Consider the following 26875-nt stretch of genomic DNA (forward strand, 5'->3'; position numbering starts at 1 on the left):
ATAAGCACCTTCTCATACCATCAGCTCCAGCAAACGTCCCACAACGTCCTTGCGCTCCTCCGCTTGCCTCGGCTTGTATAGCCTCCGTGAACGAGCGACTTCACTCCGTACTCGCCCAGCGAGGCGTCTCACCCGAGTCGCTCGCCGAAGCCTGCGAGGTGGACCCCAAGACCGTCGGTCGCTGGCTCGGCGGGCGGGTGCCCCACCCGAGGCACCGCTTCCGTGCCGCCCAGCACCTGCGTGTCGAGGAGACCTTCCTCTGGCCCGCCCCCCAGCCACGCGCAGGCCGGCGGACCGGCGGGTTAGGCACCGAACTCGTCGGCACCTACCAGAACCGGGCCAGCGTTCCCCGAGATACGTGGCTCACCCTGCTGGCGGAAGCCCAGCAGCAGATCGACGTCCTCGTCTTCTCCGGCACCTTCTTTGCCCAGTCCAACCCACACGTCGCCAAGATGCTCGCGGAACGCGCCGCCGAGGGAGCCCAGGTACGCCTGTGCTTCGGCGACCCGAGTGGGCAGGCCATTGCCGTCCGGGGCCGCGAGGAGGGCATCGGCGACACCCTCGCCGCCAAGATCCGCGCCTCCCTCACCTACTACCGCCCCCTGCTGACCGAGGAAGGCTGCACGGTGAGGCTGCACGACACCACGCTGTACAACTCCCTCTTCCGCTACGACGAAAACCTGCTGGTCAACCCGCACATCTTCGGCCAGCCGGCCAGCGCCAACCCCCTGCTCCACCTCAAGCGCGTGGATGCCACCGGCTGGTTCGACAACTACGCTCAGAGCTTCGAAGCCGTCTGGGCCACCGCACGGCCCTGGACGCCCGACCAGGAGGGGACCGCCACGCATGGGCAGGACTGAGTACTACAACGACCCCAACGCCCCCAAGGCCAACACCCTCATCCCCGCAAGCAACCTGCTCGTCGTCGACGACCACGGCGCCATCCTGCTCCAGCGCCGCCGCGATACCGGCCAGTGGGCCCTGCCCGGTGGCGCCCAGGACATCGGTGAGACCGCCGCCGAATGCGCCGTGCGCGAGTGCCTGGAGGAGACCGGTATTCGCGCCGAGATCACCGGCTTCCTCGGCGTCTATACCAACCCGAACCACATCGTCGCGTACACCGACGGCGAGATCCGCCAGCAGTACGAGAACACCTACATCGGCCAGTCCATCGGCGGCGAGCCCACGATCAACGACGAGGCCGACGGGGTCCGCTTCGTCCAACCCGCCGACCTCGACCAGTACGACATCCACCCCAGCATGCGCCAGCAGATCGGCGACTACCTCGCCGGCACCTACCCCTACCTCGGCTGAGCCACCAGCGCGGCCTCCACCCGCACCACCGCCGCGAAGATCTCCGGCGACGCCCGACGAATGAACCGCCCCACCACGCTGCCCGCGCCGTACCGGCTGACAATCTCCACCACCCGCGCCTCGGCCGTAGTCGGCTCCCCGTCGGGCGTCGTCGTCATGTCACACCACACCAACGCGTCCACCAGAAGCTGGTCCTCCAGTAGCGGAAACTCCCCCTCCAGCACCTCCCGCAGCCCACGTTCCTCAGCCTCCAACAACGCGAACGAGTGATTCGCCACCAGCCGCACCAGCCTCTCATCAGCACCATGGGCATCACGAAGGAACCGGGCACCGTCAAGGGGATGGAACCCTGTCACCGCCAGCCTCGGCGCGTACCCGATGTCGTGCAGGATGGCAGCCGCGCGAAGGAGACCTTGCTGGTCAAGCGGCAGGGGAGCGAGTTGACTCGCACGCGCTGCCACCCCCTGGGAATGCGCCCACCGCCGAGGACGGACTCCAGCAAGCTCAGCTGCGGCGAGTTCCGTGGCCCACCGCTCAAGGTCGTCCTTCATGCCTCCGTACCTGCCCAACGGTGCCAGAAACACGACGACCGGGCGCGGTTCGCCGGGGTGGTCGCGTTCGATGACGCCGTGGAGACCGCCTCGCGTACAGCTCGCGAGTTCATCTGTCGACACGTTGTGGGAGGCGCAGACCGCCGGGGCCGCGCTGCGCCGTCGCGCTCCGATCCTCACCCTCGACCACGGTCGGTTGGAACGAAGCTGTACATGAAGCCTCCGGCGCGCTGGCCGTGATCGAGGTGGCCGACCTGCACGATTGAGCCGGACGCCTTTCGGTGGGCTGTCCTCCAAGGCTCTGCCCTCGAACTCCCCGCTTGAACTCACCCTCTCCTTGGAGAAGCCGCTACTCAGCCTGACGGCTATCTCGTAGCGCCCCGGGTCCTTTCCCACGACGTGTCTCGTGGTGGTTCTCGGGGCGTGGTTCGGTGAGGGCGCGCGGGCCGTAGTGCGGAGTCGACGGCGGCGCGAAGGTCGGGGAAGCGGTCCAGGTGATTGCGAACGGTGATGGGGCTCTTGTCCAACCGCCTGGCCGCTTGAGGGATGGACAGGCCAGCCGCGAGCAGTGAGGGCAGCCGGGGATGCCAACTGGTGTCCGGGGCGGGGCCGTGCAGTCGGCGAGCGCGTCGGGTTTCGGCCTGCCTGTAGAAACTCCGGTCGGCGTGGAAGTGTTTGTTGAGAGTGGCCGGGCTCACGCCCAGCCTCTCCACCGCGGCCTTGAACGTCAGGCTGCCTTTCACCAGGCGCAGGAATTCGGCGTGCCAGGCGGTGTCACGGCGGCGGGCCATCATCGGGCACGTCCGAGAAGCAGTAGTTCCCACAGGTCGGCGAGGGGGGCGTATCGCAGCCGGGGGCTTTGGACGGTCGTCTGGCCGGGGGCGGTGCGTTCGATGTGGCCGTGCCCTCCTGCCGTGATCAGGTAGTACACGACCGGCTTGCACTGGCAGGTCCAGCGGACTACCCGGCGCCGGTCCTCGGCCTGCGTGGCGCGCTGCCAGTCGATGGGGACGCTGTCGGGCTGTGGTTCGGGTACGTGCGGCCCGTGCCCTACGGTGCCGCCGGTCGGCGTGAGGGGCGTCATCCGGTGCCCTCCCGCTGTGCCCGGCCGGTGACGACCGCAGCGCAGTCCTGGCACATCAGCACGCCCGGCATCCATATGACCCGCGACCCGGAGATGTCCGCGACCCGAACCTTGATGCCGCATGCCGCAGTGGCCTCGGCACGGGGGACGGCGGCGGACCATCGCACGGCGTGTTCGGTCATGGACCCGATCACCAGTGCCACGGCGTACAACCGGCCGTCCCGACGCGGGGCGCCGCCTGTGGTCGCTGGGGCTTCGAGACCATCCGGCGTGCGCCGCCCGGTCGTGGGCGGAAAGTAACCGCCCACAGAGATTCGCGCCGTCGGCCCGAACCCGTACGGATCGTCCTTGATCTCCTCGGCGGCCCGCGCCGGCTGGACAGGTTCGGGGGCGTGCGCGTCCGGGCCGGTCATGCCACCCACGCCCACGGTTCCCCCGACCCGCTCACCGTCCCCGCAGGAGCACCCAGTTCGGCCTCGCGCATCAGTTCGCGCAGTTCGTCTACGGTGGTGGCCTCGATGCGCAGCGGGGCGTGTGCGTGCCAGAGGGCGATGGCGACGAATCGACGGCATCCCACGCCGTAGGACACGAACCAGCCCGGCTCCAGTTGGTCGAGTTGGGCGGCTGCGGCCCGTTTGGCTGGATCCCAGCGCCGGGACTCCACCTGTACGGGCGTCGCGCCGATCCGGTGCCGCCCCGGTTCGCGGTTCACGCGGCAGCCCCGAACTCGTGAGGTTGGACTCGGTCCTCGCCGCGCCCGTACGGCCGGACTTGGTTCTCGTCGCGCCGGTACGGCTGAAGCCGGTGTTTCCCGTGCTGGTACGAGTCGGCGGACCGGTCGCGGTCAGGGCCGGGGGAACGGACATGGTCGAACGGGACGGCCGACGTCAGGGGCCGCGCGTGCCTGGGCAGGTGGGGAACCGCGGGCGGGTGGAGCCTCAGCGGACGTACGGGGGCCGCCGCCGGCAGCGAGCCGCCCAGCCCGAGACGCCGCCGCGCGTCCAGACGGGCGCGCATCTGGGCGGGCGTCGGCTGCTCCCACTGGTGGTGACGGCGGTGGGGCAGGCTGGAGGCATCGTGCGCGTGCGGCGGGTGCCCGCACCAGCGACAACCAAGCGGCAATGGCGGGGCATCGGCCCCCCAGCGGATCCTAGTCTTAAGCATGGGTCAGGACCTCGATTCCTGATCAAGGCCCCGGGTTCCCGGTGTTACCGCACCGGGCCGGGGCCGCCAAGCGATTCGCATGACGTGCTGCCATGCAAACAGGCGGCCGGTTACCGTGGCAGAGTTGACCTGTTGCTCTCCGTGGCGAGTCAACATGGTCAACACCCGTCGATCCCCCAGGACAGGCCATGACGATGACCTTCGGTGAGCGGATGCGAGTCCTTATGGGTGAGCGCGGGATGTCGCTGCGCGGGCTCGCCAAGACGATCCACTACGACGTCGGTTATTTGTCAAAGGTCGCAAATGACCGTAAATGCCCGTCACTTCAGGCGGTCCAGAGGATCGATGGCGCGTTGGAGGCGGGCGGCGAGTTGGTCGCGCTCGTGCAGGCCGGTGCTACGTCCGGTACGCGGGATGGGGGCTTCGCCTTCGATGATGAGATCGATGCTTTGGAGTTCGCGGAGCGCGTCGCCGCCAGCGATGTCGGGAATGAGACGCTGACCAGGCTGGAACTGGCCATTGACGATCTGGCGACGGCTTATCCGAGTACGCCACCGGGGGAGCTCCTCGAACGCGTTCGCCGCCACTTGTCCTACATCGCGCGCCTGATCGATGCTCGTAAAACTCTTTCCGAGCATCGGCGGCTGCTCGTCGTCGGTGGCTGGCTCTCCCTGCTCGCCTCGACATGCCACGTCGATCTGCGCCAGTTCCCGGCCGCCACAGCCCGTCTTCGAACGGCCGCCCAGATGGCGCGGGAAGCCGAGCACGCCGAGATCGCGGCTTGGTGCCTGGAGACCGAGGCGTGGCAGGCCGTCACGAATGGCGACTACCGGCGGGCCCTGAGCTTGACCCAGGGCGCGCAGACGGTCGCGCCGCGAGGAGGCTCGGCGTACATCCAGGCGACCGCCCAGGAGGCCAGGGTGTGGGCGCGTCTGGGCGCGGGACCGGAGACCCGTGACGCGCTCGACCGCGTCGCCGCGTTGGTCTCCCCGCTGCCGATGCCCGAGCGCCCCGAGCACCACTACCAGTACGACCCCGCGAAAAGCGACGCCTACATCGCGACGACCCTGTCATGGCTCGGCGATCGGGCGGCCGAGCCGTACGCGCGGCAGGTGATCAGGCGCCTGGAATCGACCACGGATGGCCCGCCACGTCCGCGCAGAGCGGTGAGCGCGCGGCTGGACTTGGCCCTGGCCCTCCTCGCCTCCGAGCAGTTCGACGAGGCAGGGCAGCTCACGCTCACGGCCGTGACCAGTGGCCTGCTCGTCCCCTCGAACTACTGGCGCGCCCGTGAAGTGATCGCCGCCATCGAAGCACGGCGTATGTCTGCTTCCGGCGAGCTACGCGAGGCATACCGGGAACTGTATGCGCCTACTCGTTCAGGCCAGCGGTGACCGAGGACGCGTAGTTCCAGCTTCCGGTCTCTGCTCTCCTGGCTTGAGGTCAGCGGGGAGTTCGAGGGGCGGCAGGTCGTCGCCGGGAGATGCCGCCGAGGCTCGGAGGTGAGGTCCCTGGGCTGGAGGTGAGAACCTTTGGCGGGCTGAGCTGCGGTGATGCGCGGGGCGATATCAGTGCGAACTTGATGAGGATATTAGACATCTATAGCTATGGTCGTGTTTCCTCATCATCTCTGATGGACGAAGGCAAGGAAGAGGCTGTGCTGCGGGATCGGTCGGGGGCCGGGGCGAAGATCGGACGGCTTGTCGCCATTGGGGCGGCGGCGGGAGTGCTGGTGGCGGGGATCGCCCTGCCGACGGTCGGAGGCGCGGGCTTCGGCCTGGTGTCGGCGGCCAACGAGATCGACCTGAAACCGGAGGGCCTGCCAGAGCCGCCGCCGGCCGAGGTCTCGATCGTCCAGGACGCCAAGGGCAAAGAGATCGCGCGGTTCTACGAGCAGTACCGCCAGGTCGTCGGGCTGGACGCGATCGCCCCGATCATGCGGACGGCGATCGTCTCGATCGAGGACTACCGCTTCTACGAGCACGGCGCGATCGACCTGGAGGGCACGCTGCGCGCGCTGGCCACGAACCTGCGGTCCGGCGGGGTGAGCCAGGGCGGGTCGAGCATCACGCAGCAGTACGTCAAGCAGGTGCTGCTGAACTCCGCCTCCACCCAGGAGGAGAAGAACCAGGCGGTCGAGGCGAGCTACGCGCGCAAGCTCAAGGAGCTGCGGTACGCGATGGGGGTCGAGCAGAAGTACGCCAAGGACGAGATCCTGGCGAAGTACCTCAACATCGCCTACTTCGGCGCGGGCGCATACGGGGTGGAGGCGGCGGCGAAGCGGTTCTTCGGTGTCAGCGCGAACGACCTCACCCTGCCGCAGGCGGCGACGCTGGCGGGCGCCGTTCAGAGTCCGTACGCAACCGACCCCAACCTGGGCAGGAAGCAGCGTGAGCGGTTGCTGAACCGGCGCAACGTCGTCCTGGGCCGGATGGCCGAGTTGGGCAAGATCACCGCGGCGGAGGCGGCGCAGGCGAAGGGCGCCAAGCTCGGCTACAAGGGTACGAAGCTTCCCGGAGGCTGCGAGACCAGCAAATATCCGTACTTCTGCATCTACGTCCGCAACGAGATCCTGAACAACCCCGACTTCGGCGCGACCACGAAGGCGCGCGGGCAGTTCCTCAACCGCGGCGGGCTGACGATCAAGACGACGATCGACCCGTCCATGCAGGCCGCCGCGGACAAGGCGATCAGGAAGTGGGTGAGCCCCTCCGACAACCCCGTCGCGGCCGAGGCACTCGTCCAGCCGGGCACCGGCGCGATCAAGGCCATGGCGGCCAGCCGCGAGTACGGCCGGAGCAGGGCCCGCAACGAGATGTCCTACAACCTGGTGGCGGACGCGGCGCACGGCGGCGGCGTCGGCTTCCAGGCGGGTTCGACCTTCAAGACGTTCACGCTGCTCACCGCCCTGAGCGAGGGCTACAAGATCGACGACGGCATCAGCGCCGGGGCCGGCTTCCGCGCCTCGGGGTACTCGGCGTTCAAGGACTGCAAGGGCCAGAACATCGGCGACCCGAGCCACACCGTCACCAACGACGAGGGATCGCCCGGCTGGAAGACCCTGCAGACCGGCACCTGGCAGTCGGTGAACACGTTCTTCATGGAGTTGGAGCAGCGCGTCGGGCTCTGCGACGTGGTCAAGACCGCCCAGTCGCTGGGCGTCCACCGTTCCGACGGCGGCAAGCTCCAGCAGTACGAGACGTTCACGCTCGGCATCAACGAGATGGACCCGGTCACCGTGGCCACCGCGTACGCGGCGATCGGCGCCCGCGGCCAGTACTGCGCGCCCATGGCGATCAGCCAGATCACCGACAGGGACGGGAAGGTCACCACGTACAGGCCGAAGTGCAAGCAGGCGCTCGACCCGGAGGTCGCCGACGCGGCGGCCGACGTGCTGTCCGGCGTGTTCACCAAGGGCACGATGCGGTCGGTGGGCGGCATCGGCCGCGACGCGGCGGGCAAGACCGGCACCACCGACGCGTACGCCAGCGCGTGGTTCGCCGGGTTCACCCCGGATCTCGCGGGCGCGGTCAGCATCGGCGACCCGCGCGGCTCCCAGCAGCACAAGCTGATCGGCGTCACGATCGGCGGCCGGTACTACGGGTCGGTGTTCGGCGCGAGCATCCCGGGTCCGATCTGGAAGGACACGATGCTGGCCGCGCTGAAGAACGTCGACCCGACGCCGTTCACGGCGATCAACGCGGACCGCTTCGGCGGTTGCGGCCAGAGCTGCCGTCCCGCGCCGTCCACCCCCGACCCCAACGCCGGGGACGGCGACCCCAACGTCTTCACCATCCCCAACGGTCGCGACGGCACGGGTGGCGGCGACCCCTTCGCGGGCACTCCCTGACCTGCCGGTTTGCGCGGGTAGTAAGGCGTGGCCGTCAGGTAATCCAGGTGGGGTCGCGGGGACGCGTACTCTCCTTTGTTTGGGTCGGTTGTGCGTCTCCGCGAGGGTCGGCGGCCGTGGGTGTGGCCGTCCGGCGTCGTGCGCGCGCGGGCGGCCCCGGGAAGGGAGGTCGGTGCGTGCGGACGTGTCGCCGTCTCGCGACCGGTCCCGGCGCCTCCGTTCCCGCGCGAAGTGATCTCCTGCTCACGTACGGTACTGGCAGCACCGGCAGCACGGAGAGCTTGGTGTGGATCGGCCCGCGCGCTGCGATTAGGCGGTTGAACAGGAGTTATGCCGTAATCGCATGCCGCGCTCATGGTGTTTTGATGTCCGGTGCGAGCTTTGTCCCTAGTGCGAACTTTGTCGCGGAGGTCGATGGTGGCTCGCGTGCGGACGCAGGCGCTGTGTGCCGTGTGAACTGGGCGGTCGCGTTCCCGAAACCGGAGGAAGACCGACTTGGTCTGCTACGGCGATGCCTGCAGCATGGGCGTGGCTTTCCTGGAACAATTGGTGAGGCGGCTAAAGTGTGAATACTTCACCATGGATAACGGGATCGATAGTAAGACGAGAGCGCGCCAGCCGGGGGGATCGGCGCGAGCGGAGGCGTGATGGCTCGCAGGTCAAACGTCCAGCACGGTCCGCGGACCGCTGGCGAAAGCGAGCATTCGACGTACCCTCCCTCGCCCTACGACCCGGATCCTGAGCGCGTGCCGGCACGTGGCAGGAGCGCGGTTCGCCGCGGCGGCTGGTCCGGTGGGGGCGGGCGGTGGCTTGTCTGGACGGGCAGGATCATCCTGTGGGTCCTGATCGTCGTGATCGTGGTCAACGGTGTGCGCGCGGTCATCGAGCGGATGACCCAGTCGGACACGCCGGCGAGCACGGCGGCCACCCCGACGGGCTCCGGCTTCCCTGAGAAGGAGGCGACGGCGTTCGTCAGCCAGTTCGCGAACGCCTATCTCAACTTCGACGGTGCGAAGCCGGACGACCGCGCTGAGCGATTGAAGCCGTTTCTTCCCGAAGGTGCGGCCGACCGCCAATTGGGATGGAATGGTGTTGGCAGAATGTCCGCCGGAACTTTTCAGCTAGCGGACATAGAGGTGCAGGATGCGCAAAATGCGGTCGTGACCGTTTTCGCCCAATCGGGCCCGCAGCGCTGGAAGCTATCCGTCCCTGTTTACACCTCTGGCGGCAGTTTCGTGGTCTCCGGTGAGCCCGCCCTGCTGCCGGCCGGCGGTCCCGCCGGGCTTCCCCAGGTCGCCGGGCCTGAACACGACGAAACCGCCGAAGCGGAGCTGCGCCCGCAACTCGATGGCTTCTTCAAGGCGTACGCGCAAGGCGACGCCACCCAATTGCAGCGATATGTCGTCCAGGGTGTGACGCTGGAAGGCTTCGGCAACAAGCTCACCTTGTCCGAGCTGAAGAGCGTCACGGTTCCGCCCGGGGGCACCAGCCGCGAGATCACCGCGGTCGTCGTGTGGGGCATGCCGACGACCGCCACCGCCTCGCCGGCCGCGACGGCCGGCGCCGGCGGGCAGCCCGCTGGCCTGGAGCAGGCCTACCGGCTCACCGTCGAGAAGCAAGGCGACAACTGGTACATCAAGGACATCCGCGGCGCGACCCGGTCCACAGGATGAGGCCGGGAGCCATGACGAGCGAGGGAGCGGAAAAGGTAACGCGACGACGCGGGACCGCCTCGCGGACCGCCCGGCGCGACCACAAGCAGGAGGACGGAAGTTGATTCTTAAAGTCATCGTCGAGAACGCGCTGGAGGCTCTCGCGCCGACGGCGCCGGCAACGCCACCGCCGACAGGTGGGGTCAACACCGCGGGCCTCGCGGACTTCCTGCGAAAGTTCTTCGCCCCGCTGTTCCTCGTCGTGGTGTCCGTCGTGGCGATTTTCTTCCTCTTCACGCGGGAGATCACCAGATTCGTCCAGTTCATCATTCTGGCGGTCGCGATCGGAGTGATCTTCTACGTGCCCAACGTCATCGAGGTGACGGCCAGGGCCATCGCGGGGGCGCTCGGCATCAAGTGAGCGAGATCGTGTGGCTGTGACTGGGAGAGGAGGATCGGGTGGACCTGCCTACCTATACCAATATCTGGCGAATTGAGAAGCGGCTCTACAAGCTGTACGACCTCCGGCTGCCGATGCCGCTTCCGATCGTCTGGATCGGTGTTTTCCTGGGAGTGCTGGTCCCGTGGTCGGTCCTCCTGGCGGTCGTCGGGGTTCCGTTCGAGGCGCCGTGGCACGTCGTCTACCTCGTGCCTCCGGGAATCGTGACCTGGCTGTCCACGCGGCCGGTCATCGAGAGCAAGCGGCTCAACGAACTGCTCCAGTCGCAGTTGCGCTACCTCGGCGAGCCCAAGACCTGGTGCCGCCTGGCGCCGGCCGAGGAGCCCGACGAGATCACGTTCACCGCCAAGGTGTGGCGGACGGCGCCGGGGGCCGCGCGGGCCGTCGCCGCCGCGAGCGTGAAGTCCGCGTCCACGGCGGGGGCCAGGTCCGGGTCCAAGTCGCGGCGTGGCAACCGGGCGAAGCCCAAGCACACGGCTCCTCGTCGCCGGCCGCTGGAGGCGTTCGGTTCGGCGCGGCAGGTTCCGTCCGTCAAGCGGGGCGACGCCCTCGTGCCGGGCGAGGTCCGGTCCGTGCCCGGCGACGCGCGGCCGGTTCCCGGTGAGGTGCGCCCGGCGGTGGCCGCCGCGGCCGCCGCGGTGACCACGCTGCCCGGGGCCGAGGCGCCCGCGCTCATGCCGAGCGTGCGGGGCCGGGCGTCCGGGCGTGCCAGGGGCGGTACGGCCGTCCAGTCCGACGCCGCGATCCCCGCCCTGCCGCCGAGCCCTGGCCGGGAGGGGCCGGCCCAGGAACGTCACGGCCTGCCGCCGAAGCCCGACCGCCTCGTCGACCTGCCGAGGACGGTCGCGCCCCGGCCCGCCGCGGAGGCCGAGACGCCCGCCGCGGAGCCGTCCAAGCCGTCCAAGCCGTCCACGGGTCTGTCGACGTCGGCCCCCGAGGTCGCCAAGCCCGCCAGGGGTCTTTCCACGTCGGCCCCCGAGGTCGCCGGGCCTGCCAGGGGTCTTTCCAGGTCGGCCCCCGAGGTCGCCGAGTCGGCCACGGGTCTTTCGAGGTCGGTGCCCGAGGTCCTCAGGCCCGTCACCGGTCTGTCGAGTACAGCCCCCGAGGTCGTGAAGCCGGTCACCGGGCTGTCCAGGTCCGATGCCGATGGTCCCAAGCCGGTTGCCGATGTTCCCGAGCGGGGAGCGGAGGCGCGGCCCGGGGCGCCCTCGGCTCCCGCCGCCGCGTCGCGGACGGTCGTTCCTCCTCCGGCGCGCCCGGGGCTTCCCCCCGCGCCGATGACCCTCCCTCCGCTGCCGACGAGTGGTTCCAGCACTTCTCCTGCTTCGTCTGGTCTGTCCGCCGAGGCCGGGGCCGAGGCGGGCTCCGGTACGGACGCCGCCTCGTCGGCCCCCGCGCCGATCGGCACCGAGGCGCTTCGCCGTCTGCGCAGGCTCGCGGCGTCCGCCGAGAACAGGGACGCCGCCCCTGGCCGCAGTTCGGCGGGCGCCGGTGCGGGTGCGGGTGCGTCGGAGCGCATGGCGTCCCACGAGTGGCCCACCCTCGGCCACGACCGCCCGGCGTCCACCGGCACTGGTGAGCCGGTCTCCGGCCGGCGGTCGAATGACGAGTCGGACGTCGAGGTCGGCCCGAACGTCCCGTCGAATGTCCGAGTCGGATCGAACCTCCCGTCGGATGCCCAAGCCGGGGCGAACGACCTGGCCGATGTCCAGGCTCGGACGAAGTCCACGGACGCGGATGTCCGCGCCGAGAGCACCGGCGAGCAGCGAGCCGCGGAGACGCTCGGCGGTCCCGAGACGCCGGGAGCCGTTCCCGCCGAGGCGTCACGGGCTCGTGCCGGTGGCCTCGCGAGTGAGGGGCGGGAGCAGCACCGCAAGGGGCAGCCGCCGCGCGCGGCGACTCCGCGCGAGGGAGGCCGGGGGCTCGCCGCCTCCCGGCCCGCCCGTCCCGAGGCCGCACCCGGGACGAGGGCGCCTGTGCGGGGTGCTGCCGGGCGCGAGCAGGTGGCGCCGCCGTTGTCGATTCGGGCGGTTCCCGGGACGGGCGATCCGGCGGTGCCGTCGCTGCCCGTTCCGGTGCCCCGGCCGGGGGACGAGCCGCGGGTGCGGCGCGTCGAGTCCGTCGTGGGACGTGAGCAATCCGGTGGCTGGCGGAGGCTGGCGCAGGTGGTGGTCGGCGGTGGCGCGCCGAGCCGTAACGACGGCATCGAGGCCGACGAGGCGCGGGCGCGCACCGTGCTGAACGGCAGCCGCCGCGTCGTCGTGCTCGGGTGCACCGGCGGCGCGGGCCAGACCACGACCACGCTGATGCTGGGCCACACCTTGGCCCGCTACCGCGAGGACCGCGTCCTGGCGGTGGACGCCAACACCGGCGACAACACCCTGACCGGCCGCATCCACGCCGACTCGCCCGAGTCGCTGACCTCGCTGATGGCGGGCCTGGACGGCGTGAGCGGATACCTGAGCATGCGCGCGTACACGACCCGCTGCGAGTCCGGCCTGGAGGTCGTCGGCTCCGACGCGGACGCGGGCGCGGCGCGCAGGCTGGCCGACCGCAGGCTGTTCTCCGATGAGCGGCTGGCGCAGGCGATGCGCGTGCTCGACCGGCACTACCGCCTGATCCTGGTGGACCCGGCGGCGGCGGTGGCGGCGCGCATGCTCGCGTACGCCGACCAGCTCATCCTGGTCGCCCCGGCCAGCGAGGACGCCCCGGACGCGGTGGCGATGACCTTCGACTGGCTGGACGGGCAGACCTCCGCCGACCTGAGGCGGCGGTCCGTCATGGTGATCAACGGGGTCAGCCGCCGGAGCATGGCGGGCGTGGAGCAGGCGGAGGCGGTCGCCCGCGGCCGGTGCCGCGCGATCGTCCGTATCCCGTGGGAGGACGAGCTGGCCCCCGGGCGTCCCGGGCCGGCGCAGCCGTCCCAGTTGCGGGCCGGTGGGCGCAGGGCGTACGTGGCCCTGGCGGGTGTCGTGGCAAGCGGGCTGGCGGCGGCGAGCCGCCCGAGCGAGGAGGAAGTGGCGCAGTGACCTTGCAGCGAACCCTGCGGCGAGCCGTGCGGCGAACCGGGGAACGGGCGGCCTGATGGGCCGGTCGTCGCGGTCGAGGAGCAGGCTGGCCGTACGGTATTTCGACGATCGGATCCTTCTCACCGACTCATCCGCATGGGCGTATTTCCGGCTTCCGACGGTGAGCTACGAGTTCGTCACCGCCGAGGAGCGCGAGGCCCTCGCCACCAACATCACCATCGCGCTGGCCGCGATCCGCATGTCCGACGCCGAGGTGCACCTGCGGGTGGCGCACCGGGCGTACCCGGCCGCCGAGTGGGCGATGGCGCTGAACGCCACCTCCGACGAGGGGGAGGGCTGGCGAGACTACCTGGAAGACATGTACCGGCACGTCTGGGCGAAGGACTTCTGGACCAAGGAGGTCTACGTCGGCGTGCGGCTCGGCCCGCGCGGCGCCCAGCTCGGCACGGGCGTGTTCGGCCAGTTGTTCGGCTTCTACCAGCGCAGCGAGGCGGCGCTCGGGTTGGAGGACGACCACGTCCCGGCGAGCGAGATCGCCAAGTGGACCGACCAGGCCGAGCGTCTCGGCCGGGCCCTCGGCTCCAGCGCCCTGTACGCTCGCCACGCGTCCTCCGGCGAGATCGCGTGGCTGTTCCGGCACGCCGCGTCCGGCTCGCTCGGCGACCCGCCGTCGTCGGCGACGCCGTCCAGGAGGTGGGGGGAGGGCGAGATCGAGTCGCTGGTCGAGGGGCAGATCCACAACGGCCGCTCGTTCCTGCGCATCGAGCAGCCCGGCGGCGACTCCTATGTCGCGCACCTGTCGTTCGCCCGGTTCCCGGACCTGATGCCGTTCCCGGACGGCGAGCCGTGGCTGCACTTCATCGACCAGTTACCGTTTCCGGTCGAGGTCAGCTCGCGGATGCGCCTCATCCCGCCGGTCAAGGCGAGCAAGGACGTCGCGCGCAAGCTGGCCCACGCGCGGGACATGGACATCCACATCCGCGAGGCGGGGGCGGAGGCGCCGATCGCGCTGGCCGAGCAGATCGACGCCGCCCGCATGCTGGAGCACGGCATCACCAAGGAGCGCCTGCCGTTCGTGTACGGCTGGCACCGGCTGATCGTGGCCGCGCCGACCGAGGAGATGTGCCTGCAGCGGGTCGAGGCCGTGGTGGAGCACTACCGCGACATGGGCATCGACATCGTCAACTCGACGGGCGACCAGTTCTCGCTGTTCTGCGAGGCGCTGCCCGGCGAGCGGGTGCGCGTCAACGCGTACGCCCAGCGGCAGCCGTTGCGGACGATCGCGGGCGGCATGGCCACGGCGACCGTCGACCTCGGCGACCGCATCGACGAGAGCGGGGCCGGGTGGGCGGGGCCGTACATCGGTGAGACGCTGGGCCGTGCCCGGTCTATCGTCCACTTCGATCCGCTGGTCGCGGCGACGCGCAACCGTCCGACGGCCATCGCGATCACCGGCGAGCCGGGCGGCGGCAAGACCACGCTCGCGCTGCTGCTGATCTACCAGATGGCGCTGCGCGGGGTGACGGTCGCGGTCATCGACCCCAAGGGGGACGCCGAGTCGCTGGTGCAGCTCCTGCAGAAGCGCGGACGCAAGGCGCGCATCATCCCGCTGGGCTCGGCGGCGCCGGGCCTGCTGGACCCGTTCTCCTTCGGCGACGACATCGCCGCGAAGAAGACGATGGCGACCGAGACGCTGCGCCTGCTGCTGCCGCGCATGTCGGAGGAGCGCGAGTCGGCGATGATCCAGGCCGTTTCCACGGTCTCCAACGGGGTGGACCCCTCGCTGGGCAAGGTCGTCGACCACCTGGAGCAGGCCGAGGACCCCGCGTCCAAGAACCTTGGCGCGGTGCTGCGGTCGATGGCCGAGATGCACCTGGCGCGGCTGTGCTTCGACGCCTCCGGCGGCGACCAGATCGACACCGAGGGCTGGACGACGGTGTTCACCCTCGGCGGCCTGACCCTGCCCGACGTCACGACCGTCCGGGACGACTACTCCTACGAGCAGCGGCTGTCGGTGGCGCTGCTGTACCTGGTGTCGCAGTTCGCGCGGCGGCTGATGAACGGTCTGGACCGCCGGGCGCCGAAGGCGATCTTCCTGGACGAGGCGTGGGCGATCACCTCCACGCCCGAGGGCGCCAAGCTGGTGCCCGAGGTCTCGCGCATGGGCCGGTCGAGGAACACGGCACTGGTGCTGGTCTCACAGAACGCGGGTGACCTGCTGAACGAGCAGGTCACCAACTGCCTGTCCTCGGTGTTCGCCTTCCGGTCCACCGAGCGCACCGAGGTCGACAGCGTGATGGCGCTGCTCGGCGTGGAACCGTCCGAGGAGCACAAGGGCGCGCTGCGGGCGCTCGGCAACGGCGAGTGCATCTTCCGCGACCTGGACGGACGGGCCGGGCGCATCGGCGTCGATCTCATCTCCGAGGAGTTGCTTCGGTGGCTGGACACGAATCCGACCCACGACAAACCCGGCGAGAGCGTGCATGATCCTCGTGGGCGAGCGAGTAGGTCGGCGGCTGCGCAGGAGGTGCGGTCATGAGAGATCGTGGGCGGAGTGAGGGGCGGGCCGACGTCGGCGAGGGGCGTCGGAAGGTGAGCGGAGCGGCCGTCGCGGGCCGGGTGATCCGGGCGATCCAGGACCGGATGGACGAGACGGCCGGGCGGATCGCTTCGGCCAGGGCGGCGCGGGCGGCCGGGCTGGCCGCGCCGGTCACGCCGACCAGGCGGGCACGTAAGCAGAGAAGTCGTGGCGCGCGGCTGCGGCGCAGGGCGCTGGTCGTGCTGGCGATCCTCGTCGGCGTCGTCGTGGTGCCGATCGCGTTCTCGCCGACCGTGGCGGGCGCGGCGGGCCCGTGCGACCTGTCCCCGGACCTGGCGCCCGAGATCGTGGGCGCCGGCATGGACGGCCTGGTCAAGCCGCCCCCGGCGGAGATCCCCGGGGCCGTCACGGGCGCGCCCTCGACCGAGACGCTGCCGCCGGGCGCGGCGACCGGCACGACGTCCCAGGCCGCGTCGAATCCGGCCACCAACTACGAGCGGTACGGCATGTCGGGCCTGTTCTGGCACACCTACCAGCTCGGCTGCACGGACGTGACCGCCGTCCTCGGCAACGCGTGGGCCAACACGGTCTTCCTCTGGGCCAAGACCATCGACCGGATGACCATCTCGACCTACCAGGCCGCGGCCACGGAAGGACCGCTCCAGTCCATCAAGGACGTCGTCGACGACATCGTCACGAACCTCGCCAACGCCATGTACTGGCCCTACCTGCGGGTGGTCATCCTGCTGGGGGCGGTCTGGCTGGCCTGGTACGGGCTGATCCGCAAGCGCGCCAGCACCACCGCCGAGGGCGTCATCTGGATGATCCTCGCCGTGACGGTCGCCGTGTGGTTCTTCAGCCGTCCCGGCGACTTCACCGGTCTCGGCAAGGCCGTCACCGACAGGACCACCGAGGTCGTGAACTCGGCGTTCAGCGGGCTGCCCGGGGCGGGCGGCGCCTCCTGCCTGCCGCTCAAGGGAGAGACCAACCCCAAGGCGGGGCCCGGCGGCTACGGCCAGAGCGGCGTCCCGGGGGTCGACCAGAACGCGGACGCGCTGTGGTCCACGCTGGTCTGCAAGCCGTGGCTGATGGGCGAGTTCGGCACCGCCGACCCCAAGGTCGTGGCGAGCTTGGGCGTCAAGCTGCTGGACATCCAGGCCACGGACGTCCAGGAGCAGAACTCCGGGCAGCAGATGACCAGCGGCGCGCATCAGGCGCGCTACGAGCAGGAGATCGCCAAGCCGCTGGAGAACACGCCGCTGTTCTTCCTCTTCCAGGGCAAGGACTGGACGAGCCGGCTCGGCATCGCGATCGGCGCGCTGATGGCGGCCATGGTCGCGGGCGTGCTGATCTTCCTGGTGGCCGTCTCGCTCATCGCGCTCAAGGTCGGCTTCCTGCTGCTGCTGATCCTCGGCCCGGTGTTCCTGCTGATCGGCGTCCACCCCGGCTCGGGGCGCATCATCGCCATGCGCTGGGTCGAGATGCTCATCGGCACGCTGCTGCGCCAGGCGGTCCTCGCCTTGGTCCTCGGCGTGCTGGTGTACGGGTACGCGCTGATCATCTCCACGGCCCTGCCCTGGGGCATGCAGATCATGTTCATCGCGTTGCTGACGATCGCCGTGTTCTTCTACCGGCGTCCCTTCCAGCACCTGTTCGCCAGAATGGACGGGCACACGCTCACGACCCGGATGCTCGGCGAGGCGGCGTCCGCGCCCACGCTCTCGCGGGCGACGAACGCGCTTCCCCCGGTGGCGGCTGCGCGCATGGGCCGCTGGGGCCTGCGCAAGGCCGAGCCCATCATGAACGCCGCGGCGATGGCCGGGGCCGCGGGAGCGGGTACGGGGGCGGCGGCCACGGCCGCGTCGGTGTCCCAGGCCCGCGTGCGCGACCAGGAGGTCACGCCGGGCGCCACGCAGCAGACCGGCACCCGCGTGCCCGTGGGCGCCCAGCCGGCGCCGCTGGACGCCGACGCGCAGGCGGGGGCGCGCCGCAAGGCCACCGGCCGCGGCGCCGCCGTCCCGCGTCCCGGCGCGGCCCCGCCCCTCAACCTCAACGGGCGTTCAGGCGGCGGAGCGCCGGGCACGCCCGCGCGTTCCGGAGGCGCTCCCGGCGCCGCCGGTTCCCGTCCGGCCACGCGGACGAGCACCGGCTCGGGCTCGGGCAGCGCGGGTTCGGCGGGGAGCTGGTTCGGTGGCGGGTCCGGCGGCGGCTGGGCCTCGCGGCCGGGGTCCTCGGGCTCGGGAGGGTCCTCCAGGGGCTCGTCCAACGGCTCGTCGGGCGGCTCGCGCCGGTCGGAGGGCTCCGAGCCGCGGGCTCCGCGCTCGACGGCGGGAGGCCCCCGCGGCATCCTCGGCGGAGGCGGTGGCGGTGGTGGCGGGTCGTCCTCGAACCGCGGCTCGTCCGGCGGCTCCTCGCGGGGCTCCTCGGGCGGGTCGTCACGCGGATCGTCCGGCGGTGGGTCGTCGCGTTCGGCCACCAGCATCTTCGGTTCGTCGGGCAACGGCGACCGCGGGTCCGGCTGGCTGTCGGGAGGGCGCTCGGGGTCGGACGAGGCCCCGCCGCTGTGGCTTCCCCCGCGCTCGGACGCCGGGCGCGGTGAGGACGCGCCGTTCTGGCTGCGACCGGCAGACGGCGACAAGGACTGACGATGGCGCAGGTCAACGACCGGCGAAAGTTCGTTTTCGCCGGCGTCGTCGTCGCACTCGCGGCCGTCGGCATCTATCTGTCCATGCGGCCGGCCGGGGGCTCCGGCGAGGCCGTTCCACCTCCCGGGGCCGTGTCCAGCACGGCCCCGGGCACGCCCGTGACCGAGGGCACCGCGCCCCCGGTCAAGTCCGGAAATTTCGACATCTACTCCTACCTGCCGCTGTCGAAGAACCAGATCGCGCAGGCGGCGGACGCGGCCCAGCGGTTCGCGGTCTCCTACGCCACGTACCGCTGGGACGAGGACCCGGCCTCGTACGCCGAGCGCCTGAAGGGCTACACGACGCCGGACCTCGGGGTGATCCTCACCAGGGACGTGACCTCGCCCGCCACGGTCGAGCAGAACCGCGCCGACCAGGTGGTGTCCGCGGGCTCGGCGCGGCTGAAGACGATCCGTGACATCGCGAGCGGGTCGGTCGTCTTCGTGGTGACCGCCGTCCAGCGCATCACCGCCAAGAGCGGCACGCGCGAGAGCGACGCCGACTACGCGATCACGCTCACCCAGGTGGGCGACCAGTGGCGCATCTACGACATGCAGCCCGCGGACGCGGGACAGGACGGCGACCCCGGCGGGGGGACGGTGGAGTGAGCTCCCGTGCACGTATCGCCCTGATGGTGGGGCTCGCCGGGGTCTTGCTGGTGACCCTGGTGATGGCACCCATGCTCATGAGCACGTTCCCGTCGTTCCTCGGCGCGGGCGGCGGGGCGCAGGACTGCAATGACGACACGATGCAGGTGACGAACGTCTCGAACACCGCGCAGTCGGACATCCCAGCGGACTACCTGGAGCTCTACAAGAAGTGGGGCAAGAAGACCGGCGTGCAGTGGACCGTCCTGGCCGGCGTCGGCAAGCGGGAGACCGACCACGGGCGCTCGAACCTGCCCGGGGTGAAGAGCGGGACGAACTACGCGGGCGCCGCCGGGCCGATGCAGTTCCTGATCAGCACGTGGGGCGGCCAGGCCAAGATCAAGATCCCGTCGAAGTTCAACGGGTACGCCTCCGACGGCGACGGGGACGGCTGGGCCGACGTCTACAACCCCGCGGACGCGATCCTGGGCGCGGCCAAGATGCTCAAGCGCAACGGCGCCCCCGGCGACCTGACCCGCGCGCTGTTCGTCTACAACCACGCGATGTGGTACGTCGAGCAGGTGCTCCAGATCGCCCGCCGGTACGCCACCGACGGCACGCTGGAGGTGCCGCCGGAGGACGACCCCCAGTGCGACCCGCCGCTGGTGGACGCGGCGCCGACGGACATCGTCAAGAAGATCATGGAGTACGCCCTGGCGCAGCGCGGCAAGCCGTACATCTGGGGCGGGACGGGGCCGCACGGCTACGACTGCTCGGGCATCATCTACATGGCCTACCGCGCGGCCGGGTTGTCGATCCCCCGGACGACGTTCGGCCAGTGGCCCTTCGGCACGAAGGTCGCCAGGGGGTCGGAGCAGGCGGGCGACCTGGTGTTCTTCAACGCCGGGCCCGGCACGTCGGCCAACAACCCCGGTCACGTCGGCATGGTGGTGTCACCGGGCAAGATGATCGAGGCCAGGTGCACGCTCTGCGGCCCGATCAAGATCTCCACCTACCGTGACCGTCCCAACATCGTCGGCTACACCCGCCCGCTGGAGAACCCGACCGTCATAGAACAGCTCAAGCGACTCGGCCTTACGTAGATCGGTCATTCCGGTCGCCTGGCGCGACGCCGGGGCGTCCGGCGGCGGAGATGGACGGGGACTCCTTAGTCTTTACCCGCATGGAGACGATTGTTGTGGCGGCGATCATCGTCGACGGGGGCAGGCTTCTCGCGGCCCAGCGGGCGCGCCCCCCGGCCACCGCGGGGGGCTGGGAGTTCCCCGGGGGCAAGGTCGACCCCGGGGAGACCGACGAGGAGGCGCTGGTCCGCGAGTGTCGCGAGGAGCTGGGCGTCGAGATCGCCGTCGGGGCGAAGGTGGGCGGCGACTGGCCGCTCGGCCCGGGGTATGTCCTGCGCGCGTGGTTCGCCCGGCTTGTGTCCGGCGACCCGCACCCCCACGAGCACTTGGCGTTGCGCTGGATGACCCGTGACGAACTCTTCGACATCCCGTGGTTGCCCGCCGACCTCCCCATCGTCCAGGCTGTACAAGATCTGATCCCCGAGGGTTGAGACCCGGCACGATGTGAGATAACAGCTACACAACGTGACGAGTTTGTCGCGTACCGTATCGGGGAACGGGGGGCTGTAGTGGCCGGTTGGTGGCAACGTGCCCGGGTGGTGTCCATGGTGGGCACCGGAGCGCTGATCCTGGGCGGGGGCGGATCCGCCGTGACGGCGGCCGCGGCCGAGCAGGTGCCGGAGGGCCCGCCGGATTCGACCGGCGTCAAGCTCAGCGTGCGGCTGGTGACGGGCACCCAGAGCGGGCAGCAGAGGACGATCCACACGGGCGATGTCCTGCACTTCCGAGTCAGGTTCGACGGCCCGGCTCCGCGCACCCGCCTGGCGGTGGCCATGACCCCGGCGGACGCCCCGGCCCTCGTGAGCTGCGAGGACCGCGAGGCGACGCCCGCCAAGCCGGCCCCGCGCCTGCGCATCTGCGAGTTCGACCAGGTCACGGACGGCAAGACCGTCGACGTGGCGATGCGGGTGCCCCGCGAGGCCCAGGAGGTCGGCGTCAGCGCCATCGCCCACATGCACGATCCGGTCGGCGTGCAGTGGATCCGGCGCACGGCCGACGTCAGGCTCCCTGTCGAGAATGCCGAGCAGGCCGAGCAGGTAGAGAAGGACGGGAACGCCGAGAACGTCGAGAAGCTCGCGAACGTCGCGAACGTCAAGAACGCGGCTGGCGATCCCGAGGCGGACGCGCAGAAGGCGGAGACGCAGAAGGCGGCCGTCCAGCCGTCCGGGGCCGTGACGACGCCGCGCGGGACCACCGGCGACGACATCGGCGACATCGGAGACACGGGCACCGGCACCGGCGCGGTGGCCAACGCGGGCGGGGGCGTGGTGGCGGGCCCCGGCCCCGTGGCGACCACGGGGGACGAGACCACCGACACGGGAACCGGAACCGGCATCGGCATCGCCGACATCGCCGGCACGGACGACGAGGACGAGCTCACGGACACGACCGACGACGGCGATACCGGCACAGGCATCGACTCCCTCTTCAACACCGCGCTCAAGGGCGGCCTCGGACGGGACTTCCACGCGGACGGCTCCGGCGGGCGTCCGTCCCCGACCGGGGGACCCGTCCCGATCGACGGCGCCAAGGGCGTGGCCGCGATCGGCGGCGTCCCCGGCAAGCCGCATCCGAGCGGCGCGGACGCCGTCACCGTGGACGTGGGGCCCGCGAAGACCCCGTCGACGGCCGATCCGGACCAGTTCGGGGTGACGGCGCCGGCCAAGGCGGTCGTGGAGGACGGCGAGGTCAAGGCCGTCAAGCCCGTCCCCGCCACGGCCGCCAAGCCCCTTCCGGCCACGGTCGTCGTGCCGTTCCAGAACACGGGGACCGACCCGGTCCCGGTGGCTCAGGGCACTCCGGACGTCGCCGGGGCTCCAGGGCAGGGCGCGCTCGCCGTCGCCCCGATCTTCCCGGGCCAGAAGCCGGTCGCCGCGCAGAAGCCCTTCACCGCCGCGGTCCCGCGGTCGACGACCAGCGCGATCCCGAAGCCTGCGACCAGCGCGTCGCCGAAGCCGGTGGCCGGCGCGCCCGGCAAGCCCGGAACGGCCGTGTCCGCTCCTGCCGCGTCCCTGGGCACAGTGATCCCTGGCAAGCAGTCGGACGCCAAGGCCAAGGTCAAGCAGCCCGCCAAGCACGTCGCCAAGGCGAAGGACACCGCGGTCCCGCATCCGGCGCCCGGCGCGCCCGCCACGCCGGCGGGGGTGCACGCCCCGGCGCCGGTCGCCGCGCCGATGCCGATGCCGATGCCCGTCCCGGCGCCCGCCCCGGTCCCGCCGGCGGCGCCTCCGGTCACGGCCAAGTTGCCCGCCGCGCTGCCGCAGGCCCCGGCGGCGCCCGCGATCACTCCGGCTCCCGGGCAGGCCCAGCAGCCCACGGGCGTCCTCGCGCCCGGCGGCGTTCCCGGCCAGCCCGTCCCGCCCGTCCAGGCGGCGATGAAGCCCCCCGTCCCCGGACAGGTGGGCGCGCCGGGTCAGGTCCCCGGGGCTGGTGTGCCCGGGGCGGGTGTGCCGGCGGCCGAGGTCCCGGCTCCCGGACAGGTCCAGGCGGCGGTCCCGCTCGGCGCGCCGTTGCCGCAGGAGATCCGCCCGGACAAGCAGGACCTGATGGCGAGTGCGGACCACGAGGACTTCGAGATGGGCCGCGGTCTGCCCGCCGCCGTGGTCGCGGTGGCCCTGCTGCTGATCGCGCTGGCCCTGCAACTGCGGCTGCGGCACCGCAGGGCGCGCAGGTCACACGTCATGTAGGCGCGAAACACGCCGGGAAAACGGAGGAAACAAGGCGCGAAGATCGGACACCGCGTAGGAAGAGTGTCGCCAAACGCCCGTTACTGTTAGTTTTGCCAAACTAGGATTCCTCTTGGTACGGCAACGCTCAGTCAGGCGGAGGGCAAGCGGTGAATGGACGCGCGCGAGTGACGACCGTGTCCGCGGTCGTCGCCTCGCTGGGGCTGACGGGCGCCGTGGTACTGGCCGCGGCGCCCTTGACCTCCAATCGGGCCAACGCCGCGCAGGTCGTACGGGCCGAGCCCACGCGGGTGGTCGAGCCGACGGACCCGACGATCACCGACCTGCCGGATTCGTCGAACCCCGGGCCCGAGCCGACCGTGACGGTGACGATCACGGAGAGCCCGGACCCGACGGTGACCAAGACGCACACCGTCACCCCCAAGCCGGCCAAGTCCCCCACGAAGACCCCCAAGCCGACTCCATCGGGGAGCAAGACCTCTCCGGTCGCGCCGCCTCCCACGCAGGACACGTTCCCCACCACGCCGACGATCCCGACCAGCCCGCCGCTGGTGGAGACGACCCCGCCGCCGGTGGAAACGCCCGCGGCCGATCCTCAGGTGAACCTGCCCCCGGCGACGACGCCCCCGGCGACCCCACCGGACACGACGACGAACCTGGCGTTCGAGGACCCGACGCCCGACTCTGTGCCGGTCGTGATCCGCCGCGCCGCTCCCGAGTACGACCAGATCACGCTGAGCAGGAAACTCGCCATCCCGGGCGTGCTGCTCGCCGTGCTGGTGATGCTCGGCGTGCTGATCTTCGAGGGCCGCATCCGCCGGGTGGCGCACGCCGCGGCCATCCGCACGGTGGGTCCCCGCGCGCGGGGTCGTCACCGCGGCGACGACTACTACGGCTACCCCGTGCCGCCCTACCCGATCTACCACGGGGGCACGACGTACGCGCCGGTCGTCAGCTTCGTGCCGGTGCACGGCTACCCGAGCTCGCCGCCTCCCGGCTACCAGGACCCGTACGGCGTCCACCAGCAGGGTGACCCGATGGCCCCCGGTCAGACGGCACCGCAGGCCGGCCAGGCCGAGCCGTGGCCGCACGTCCAGGGCGACCCCTCCGCTCCCCAGCCGGTCGCGGGCGACGCGACGGCCACGATGCCCGCTCCGGGCGGCCAGACGCCTCCCACGGCGTCCGCGCCGCGCTCAGGGGTCGTCCTTCCCGGGCAGTTCCCCGGCGACGAGAAGCGGACGCTCCAGGGCCCGCTGCCGGACGGCAAGCAGGGCCGCGGTCCCCTCGGCCGCTTCTGGCGCGGCCGCTCCTCCTGACGGCCACCCGTCCGGCCCGCACAAAGCGAAGGCCCGCCGCAAAGCGAAGGGCCGCGCAAAGCGAAGGGCCGCCGTCCGTACGTGGTGTACGGACGGCGGCCCGTCTCGTGTGGAGAGGCCCGTCTCAGCTCGTCTTGGACCCCGACGAGCTCTGTGAACCCGGCCGCTTGAAGATCTTGTTGCCGAGCCACACCAGCGGGTCGTACCTGCGGTCGACGACGCGCTCCTTCATCGGGATCAGCGCGTTGTCAGTGATCTTGATGTGCTCGGGGCACACCTCGGTGCAGCACTTGGTGATGTTGCAGTAGCCGAGGCCGTGCTCCTCCTGCGCGGAGTCCTTGCGGTCGGCCACGTCGTACGGGTGCATGTCCAGCTCGGCGATCCGCATGAGGAAGCGCGGCCCGGCGAAGGCCGGCTTGTTCTCCTCGTGGTCGCGGATCACGTGGCAGACGTTGTTGCACATGAAGCACTCGATGCACTTGCGGAACTCCTGGCTCCGCTCGACGTCGATCTGCTGCATGCGGTACTCGCCGGGCTTGACGTTGTCCGGCGGGGTGAACGAGGGGATCTCGCGCGCCTTCTGGTAGTTGAACGAGACGTCCGTCACCAGGTCCTTGATGACGGGGAACGTCCGCATCGGCGTGACGGTGATCGTCTCGTCCTCGGTGAACGTCGACATGCGCGTCATGCAGCCGAGGCGCGGCTTGCCGTTGATCTCCATCGAGCACGACCCGCACTTGCCCGCCTTGCAGTTCCAGCGGACCGCGAGGTCGGGCGCCTGCGTGGCCTGCAGGCGGTGGATGACGTCGAGCACGACCTCGCCCTCGTTCACCTCGACGGTGAAGTCCTCCAGCTTGCCCTCGCCGCCCTCGCCGCGCCAGACGCGGAACTTGGCCTTGTATCCCATCAGGACTCCTTCACCAGGGCGTCGTAGTCCGCCAGCTCGTCGGCGGTGACGTACTTGCTGATCTCCGCCCGGTCGAACAAGCTGAGCAGGTCCGGCCGCATGGTGGTCTGCTCGCGCTCCTCGACGGTGACCTCGCCGGCGGGGGTGAGCCCGCAGCGCAGCAGCTTGCGCCGCCACTCGGCCGACATCGCCGGGTAGTCGTCGCGGGTGTGCCCGCCGCGGCTCTCCTGGCGCAGCAGCGCGGCGCGCGCGACGCACTCGGAGACCAGCAGCATGTTGCGCAGGTCGATCGCGAGGTGCCAGCCGGGGTTGTAGATGCGCCCGCCCGGGGCGCCGGCGCCGGCCGCGCGCTCCTTGAGCTTCTCGACGACCTCCAGCGCCTCCTTGACCTCCTCCGCCTTGCGGATGATGCCCACGAGGTCGTTCATCGTGCGCTGGAGCTCGTGGTGGACCTCGTACGGGTTCTCGCCGCCGCTCCGCGAGAGCGGGGCCACGGCCTCGTCCTCGGCGTCGCGCAGCGTCTCCTCCGGCGTGACGGGACGCGCCGCGAGCCCGTCGACGTACTCCGCCGCGCCCGCGCCGGCCCGGCGGCCGAACACCAGCAGGTCGGACAGGGAGTTGCCGCCGAGGCGGTTGGAGCCGTGCATGCCGCCCGACACCTCACCGGCCGCGAACAGGCCCGGGACCGAGGACACGGCGGTGTCGGCGTCGACCTCCACGCCGCCCATGATGTAGTGGCAGGTCGGGCCGACCTCCATGGGCTCGGCGGTGATGTCGACGTCGGCCAGCTCCTTGAACTGGTGGTGCATCGACGGCAGCCGCTTGACGATCTCGGCGGCGGGCAGGCGGCTCGACACGTCCAGGAACACGCCGCCGTGCGGGGAGTTGCGCCCGGCCTTCACCTCGGAGTTGATCGCGCGGGCGACCTCGTCGCGCGGCAGCAGCTCCGGAGGACGGCGGTTGTTGGCCTGGTCGTCGTACCAGCGGTCCGCTTCCTCCTCGGTGGTGGCGTACTTGTCCTTGAACACCTCGGGGATGTAGTCGAACATGAACCGCTTGCCCTCGGAGTTGCGCAGTACCCCGCCGTCGCCGCGGACGGACTCGGTGACGAGGATGCCGCGCACCGACGGCGGCCACACCATGCCGGTCGGGTGGAACTGGATGAACTCCATGTTGATCAGCTTGGCCCCGGCCAGAAGCGCCAGCGCGTGCCCGTCCCCGGTGTACTCCCAGGAATTGGAGGTCACGACGTAGGACTTGCCGATGCCGCCGGTGGCGAGGACCACCGCGGGCGCGTCGAAGCAGATCAGGCGGCCGGTCTCGCGCCAGTAGCCGAACGCGCCGCTGATCGCGGCGTCCTCGGCGGGGCCTTCCTTCAGCAGCTTGGTGATCGTGCACTCGGCGAAGACCCGGATGTAGGCCTCGGGGTCGCCGTGCAGCTTCTCGTCCTCCTGCTGGAGGGCGACGACCCGCTGCTGGAGCGTGCGGATCAGCTCCAGGCCGGTGCGGTCGCCGACGTGGGCCAGGCGCGGGTACTCGTGGCCGCCGAAGTTGCGCTGGCTGATCTTGCCGTCCTTGGTGCGGTCGAACAGCGCGCCCCAGGCCTCCAGCTCCCAGACGCGGTCCGGCGCCTCCTTGGCGTGCAGTTCGGCCATGCGCCAGTTGTTGAGGAACTTGCCGCCGCGCATGGTGTCACGGAAGTGCACCATCCAGTTGTCGGCGGGGTTGACGTTGCCCATCGCGGCGGCGGCGCCGCCCTCGGCCATGACCGTGTGGGCCTTGCCGAACAGCGACTTGCAGACGATCGCCGTGCGCTTGCCCTGCTGGCGGGCCTCGATCGCCGCCCGGAGCCCCGCGCCGCCGGCTCCGATGACGACGACGTCGTATTCGTGACGCTCGATTTCCACTG

General features: G+C 70.9%; 21 protein-coding genes. 14 read left to right on the forward strand and 7 right to left on the reverse strand.

Going from position 1 to position 26875, the window contains the following annotated elements; genetic code table 11:
* Positions 1-86: 86 nt before the first annotated feature.
* Complete coding sequence (locus AB0H21_RS22035) at positions 87-860, forward strand: helix-turn-helix transcriptional regulator (RefSeq protein WP_358519352.1); 774 nt, start codon at positions 87-89, stop codon at positions 858-860.
* Positions 847-1314, forward strand: a complete 468-nt coding sequence (locus AB0H21_RS22040; RefSeq protein WP_358519355.1) for an NUDIX domain-containing protein — start codon at positions 847-849, stop codon at positions 1312-1314. The genes AB0H21_RS22035 and AB0H21_RS22040 overlap by 14 nt, the downstream gene beginning before the upstream one ends.
* Here AB0H21_RS22040 and AB0H21_RS22045 read toward each other — a convergent pair.
* The 5 genes from AB0H21_RS22045 to AB0H21_RS22065 all read right to left on the reverse strand — a co-directional run bounded on the left by AB0H21_RS22045 (position 1302) and on the right by AB0H21_RS22065 (position 4113).
* On the reverse strand, positions 1302-1988 hold the full coding sequence (locus AB0H21_RS22045; protein WP_358519358.1) for an HD domain-containing protein: 687 nt from the start codon (positions 1986-1988) through the stop codon (positions 1302-1304). The genes AB0H21_RS22040 and AB0H21_RS22045 overlap by 13 nt on opposite strands.
* A 667-nt stretch (positions 1989-2655) precedes the next feature.
* Entirely contained in the window at positions 2656-2949 is a 294-nt protein-coding gene (locus AB0H21_RS22050; protein ID WP_358519359.1) for a hypothetical protein, read from the reverse strand.
* The gene (locus tag AB0H21_RS22055; RefSeq protein WP_358519362.1) at positions 2946-3371 is read right to left on the reverse strand and encodes a hypothetical protein; all 426 of its coding nucleotides are present in this window, start codon (positions 3369-3371) and stop codon (positions 2946-2948) included. Before AB0H21_RS22055 ends, AB0H21_RS22050 begins: the two co-directional genes overlap by 4 nt.
* Positions 3359-3661 (reverse strand): hypothetical protein, encoded by a 303-nt coding sequence (locus tag AB0H21_RS22060; protein WP_358519363.1) that lies wholly within the window; start codon positions 3659-3661, stop codon positions 3359-3361. Before AB0H21_RS22060 ends, AB0H21_RS22055 begins: the two co-directional genes overlap by 13 nt.
* Positions 3658-4113, reverse strand: coding sequence for a hypothetical protein (locus AB0H21_RS22065; protein ID WP_358519366.1), 456 nt, complete (start codon positions 4111-4113; stop codon positions 3658-3660). The genes AB0H21_RS22060 and AB0H21_RS22065 overlap by 4 nt, the downstream gene beginning before the upstream one ends.
* Positions 4114-4301: 188 nt before the next feature.
* Between AB0H21_RS22065 and AB0H21_RS22070 the strand changes: the two genes are divergently transcribed.
* From AB0H21_RS22070 to AB0H21_RS22125, 12 genes are all read left to right on the forward strand, one after another.
* Positions 4302-5507 (forward strand): helix-turn-helix transcriptional regulator, encoded by a 1206-nt coding sequence (locus AB0H21_RS22070; protein ID WP_358519368.1) that lies wholly within the window; start codon positions 4302-4304, stop codon positions 5505-5507.
* 239 nt (positions 5508-5746) lie between these two features.
* A complete protein-coding gene (locus AB0H21_RS22075; RefSeq protein ID WP_358519371.1) occupies positions 5747-7963 on the forward strand; it encodes a transglycosylase domain-containing protein in 2217 nt (738 codons plus the stop codon).
* 746 nt (positions 7964-8709) lie between these two features.
* Positions 8710-9636, forward strand: coding sequence for a conjugal transfer protein (locus AB0H21_RS22080; RefSeq protein WP_358519374.1), 927 nt, complete (start codon positions 8710-8712; stop codon positions 9634-9636).
* A gap of 130 nt (positions 9637-9766) precedes the next feature.
* Positions 9767-10036, forward strand: coding sequence for a hypothetical protein (locus tag AB0H21_RS22085; protein ID WP_358519823.1), 270 nt, complete (start codon positions 9767-9769; stop codon positions 10034-10036).
* A 38-nt stretch (positions 10037-10074) separates the two neighbouring features.
* A complete protein-coding gene (locus AB0H21_RS22090) occupies positions 10075-13104 on the forward strand; it encodes a TcpE family conjugal transfer membrane protein (RefSeq protein ID WP_358519377.1) in 3030 nt (1009 codons plus the stop codon).
* Positions 13105-13159: 55 nt separating this feature from the next.
* The gene (locus AB0H21_RS22095; RefSeq protein WP_358519380.1) at positions 13160-15643 is read left to right on the forward strand and encodes an ATP-binding protein; all 2484 of its coding nucleotides are present in this window, start codon (positions 13160-13162) and stop codon (positions 15641-15643) included.
* Positions 15640-18288: a type IV secretion system protein gene (locus AB0H21_RS22100; protein WP_358519383.1), complete on the forward strand. Its 2649-nt coding sequence runs from the start codon at positions 15640-15642 to the stop codon at positions 18286-18288. The genes AB0H21_RS22095 and AB0H21_RS22100 overlap by 4 nt, the downstream gene beginning before the upstream one ends.
* A gap of 2 nt (positions 18289-18290) precedes the next feature.
* Positions 18291-18935 (forward strand): hypothetical protein, encoded by a 645-nt coding sequence (locus tag AB0H21_RS22105; protein WP_358519386.1) that lies wholly within the window; start codon positions 18291-18293, stop codon positions 18933-18935.
* Positions 18932-20017: a bifunctional lytic transglycosylase/C40 family peptidase gene (locus AB0H21_RS22110; protein ID WP_358519389.1), complete on the forward strand. Its 1086-nt coding sequence runs from the start codon at positions 18932-18934 to the stop codon at positions 20015-20017. The genes AB0H21_RS22105 and AB0H21_RS22110 overlap by 4 nt, the downstream gene beginning before the upstream one ends.
* 80 nt (positions 20018-20097) lie before the next feature.
* A complete protein-coding gene (locus tag AB0H21_RS22115; RefSeq protein WP_358519392.1) occupies positions 20098-20487 on the forward strand; it encodes a (deoxy)nucleoside triphosphate pyrophosphohydrolase in 390 nt (129 codons plus the stop codon).
* 105 nt (positions 20488-20592) lie between these two features.
* Entirely contained in the window at positions 20593-22743 is a 2151-nt protein-coding gene (locus tag AB0H21_RS22120) for a hypothetical protein (protein ID WP_358519395.1), read from the forward strand.
* Positions 22744-22910: 167 nt separating this feature from the next.
* Entirely contained in the window at positions 22911-24059 is a 1149-nt protein-coding gene (locus AB0H21_RS22125) for a hypothetical protein (RefSeq protein ID WP_358519397.1), read from the forward strand.
* Positions 24060-24183: 124 nt separating this feature from the next.
* Here the strand turns inward: AB0H21_RS22125 and AB0H21_RS22130 are convergent, their stop codons facing one another.
* Together AB0H21_RS22130 and AB0H21_RS22135 are read right to left on the reverse strand one after the other, a co-directional pair.
* Positions 24184-24966, reverse strand: a complete 783-nt coding sequence (locus AB0H21_RS22130; RefSeq protein WP_358519399.1) for a succinate dehydrogenase/fumarate reductase iron-sulfur subunit — start codon at positions 24964-24966, stop codon at positions 24184-24186.
* The gene (locus AB0H21_RS22135) at positions 24966-26873 is read right to left on the reverse strand and encodes a fumarate reductase/succinate dehydrogenase flavoprotein subunit (RefSeq protein WP_358519401.1); all 1908 of its coding nucleotides are present in this window, start codon (positions 26871-26873) and stop codon (positions 24966-24968) included. Before AB0H21_RS22135 ends, AB0H21_RS22130 begins: the two co-directional genes overlap by 1 nt.
* Positions 26874-26875: the final 2 nt, after the last annotated feature.

The sequence above is a fragment of the Sphaerisporangium sp. NPDC051011 genome, from assembly GCF_040653595.1.
Lineage (GTDB): Bacteria > Actinomycetota > Actinomycetes > Streptosporangiales > Streptosporangiaceae > Sphaerisporangium.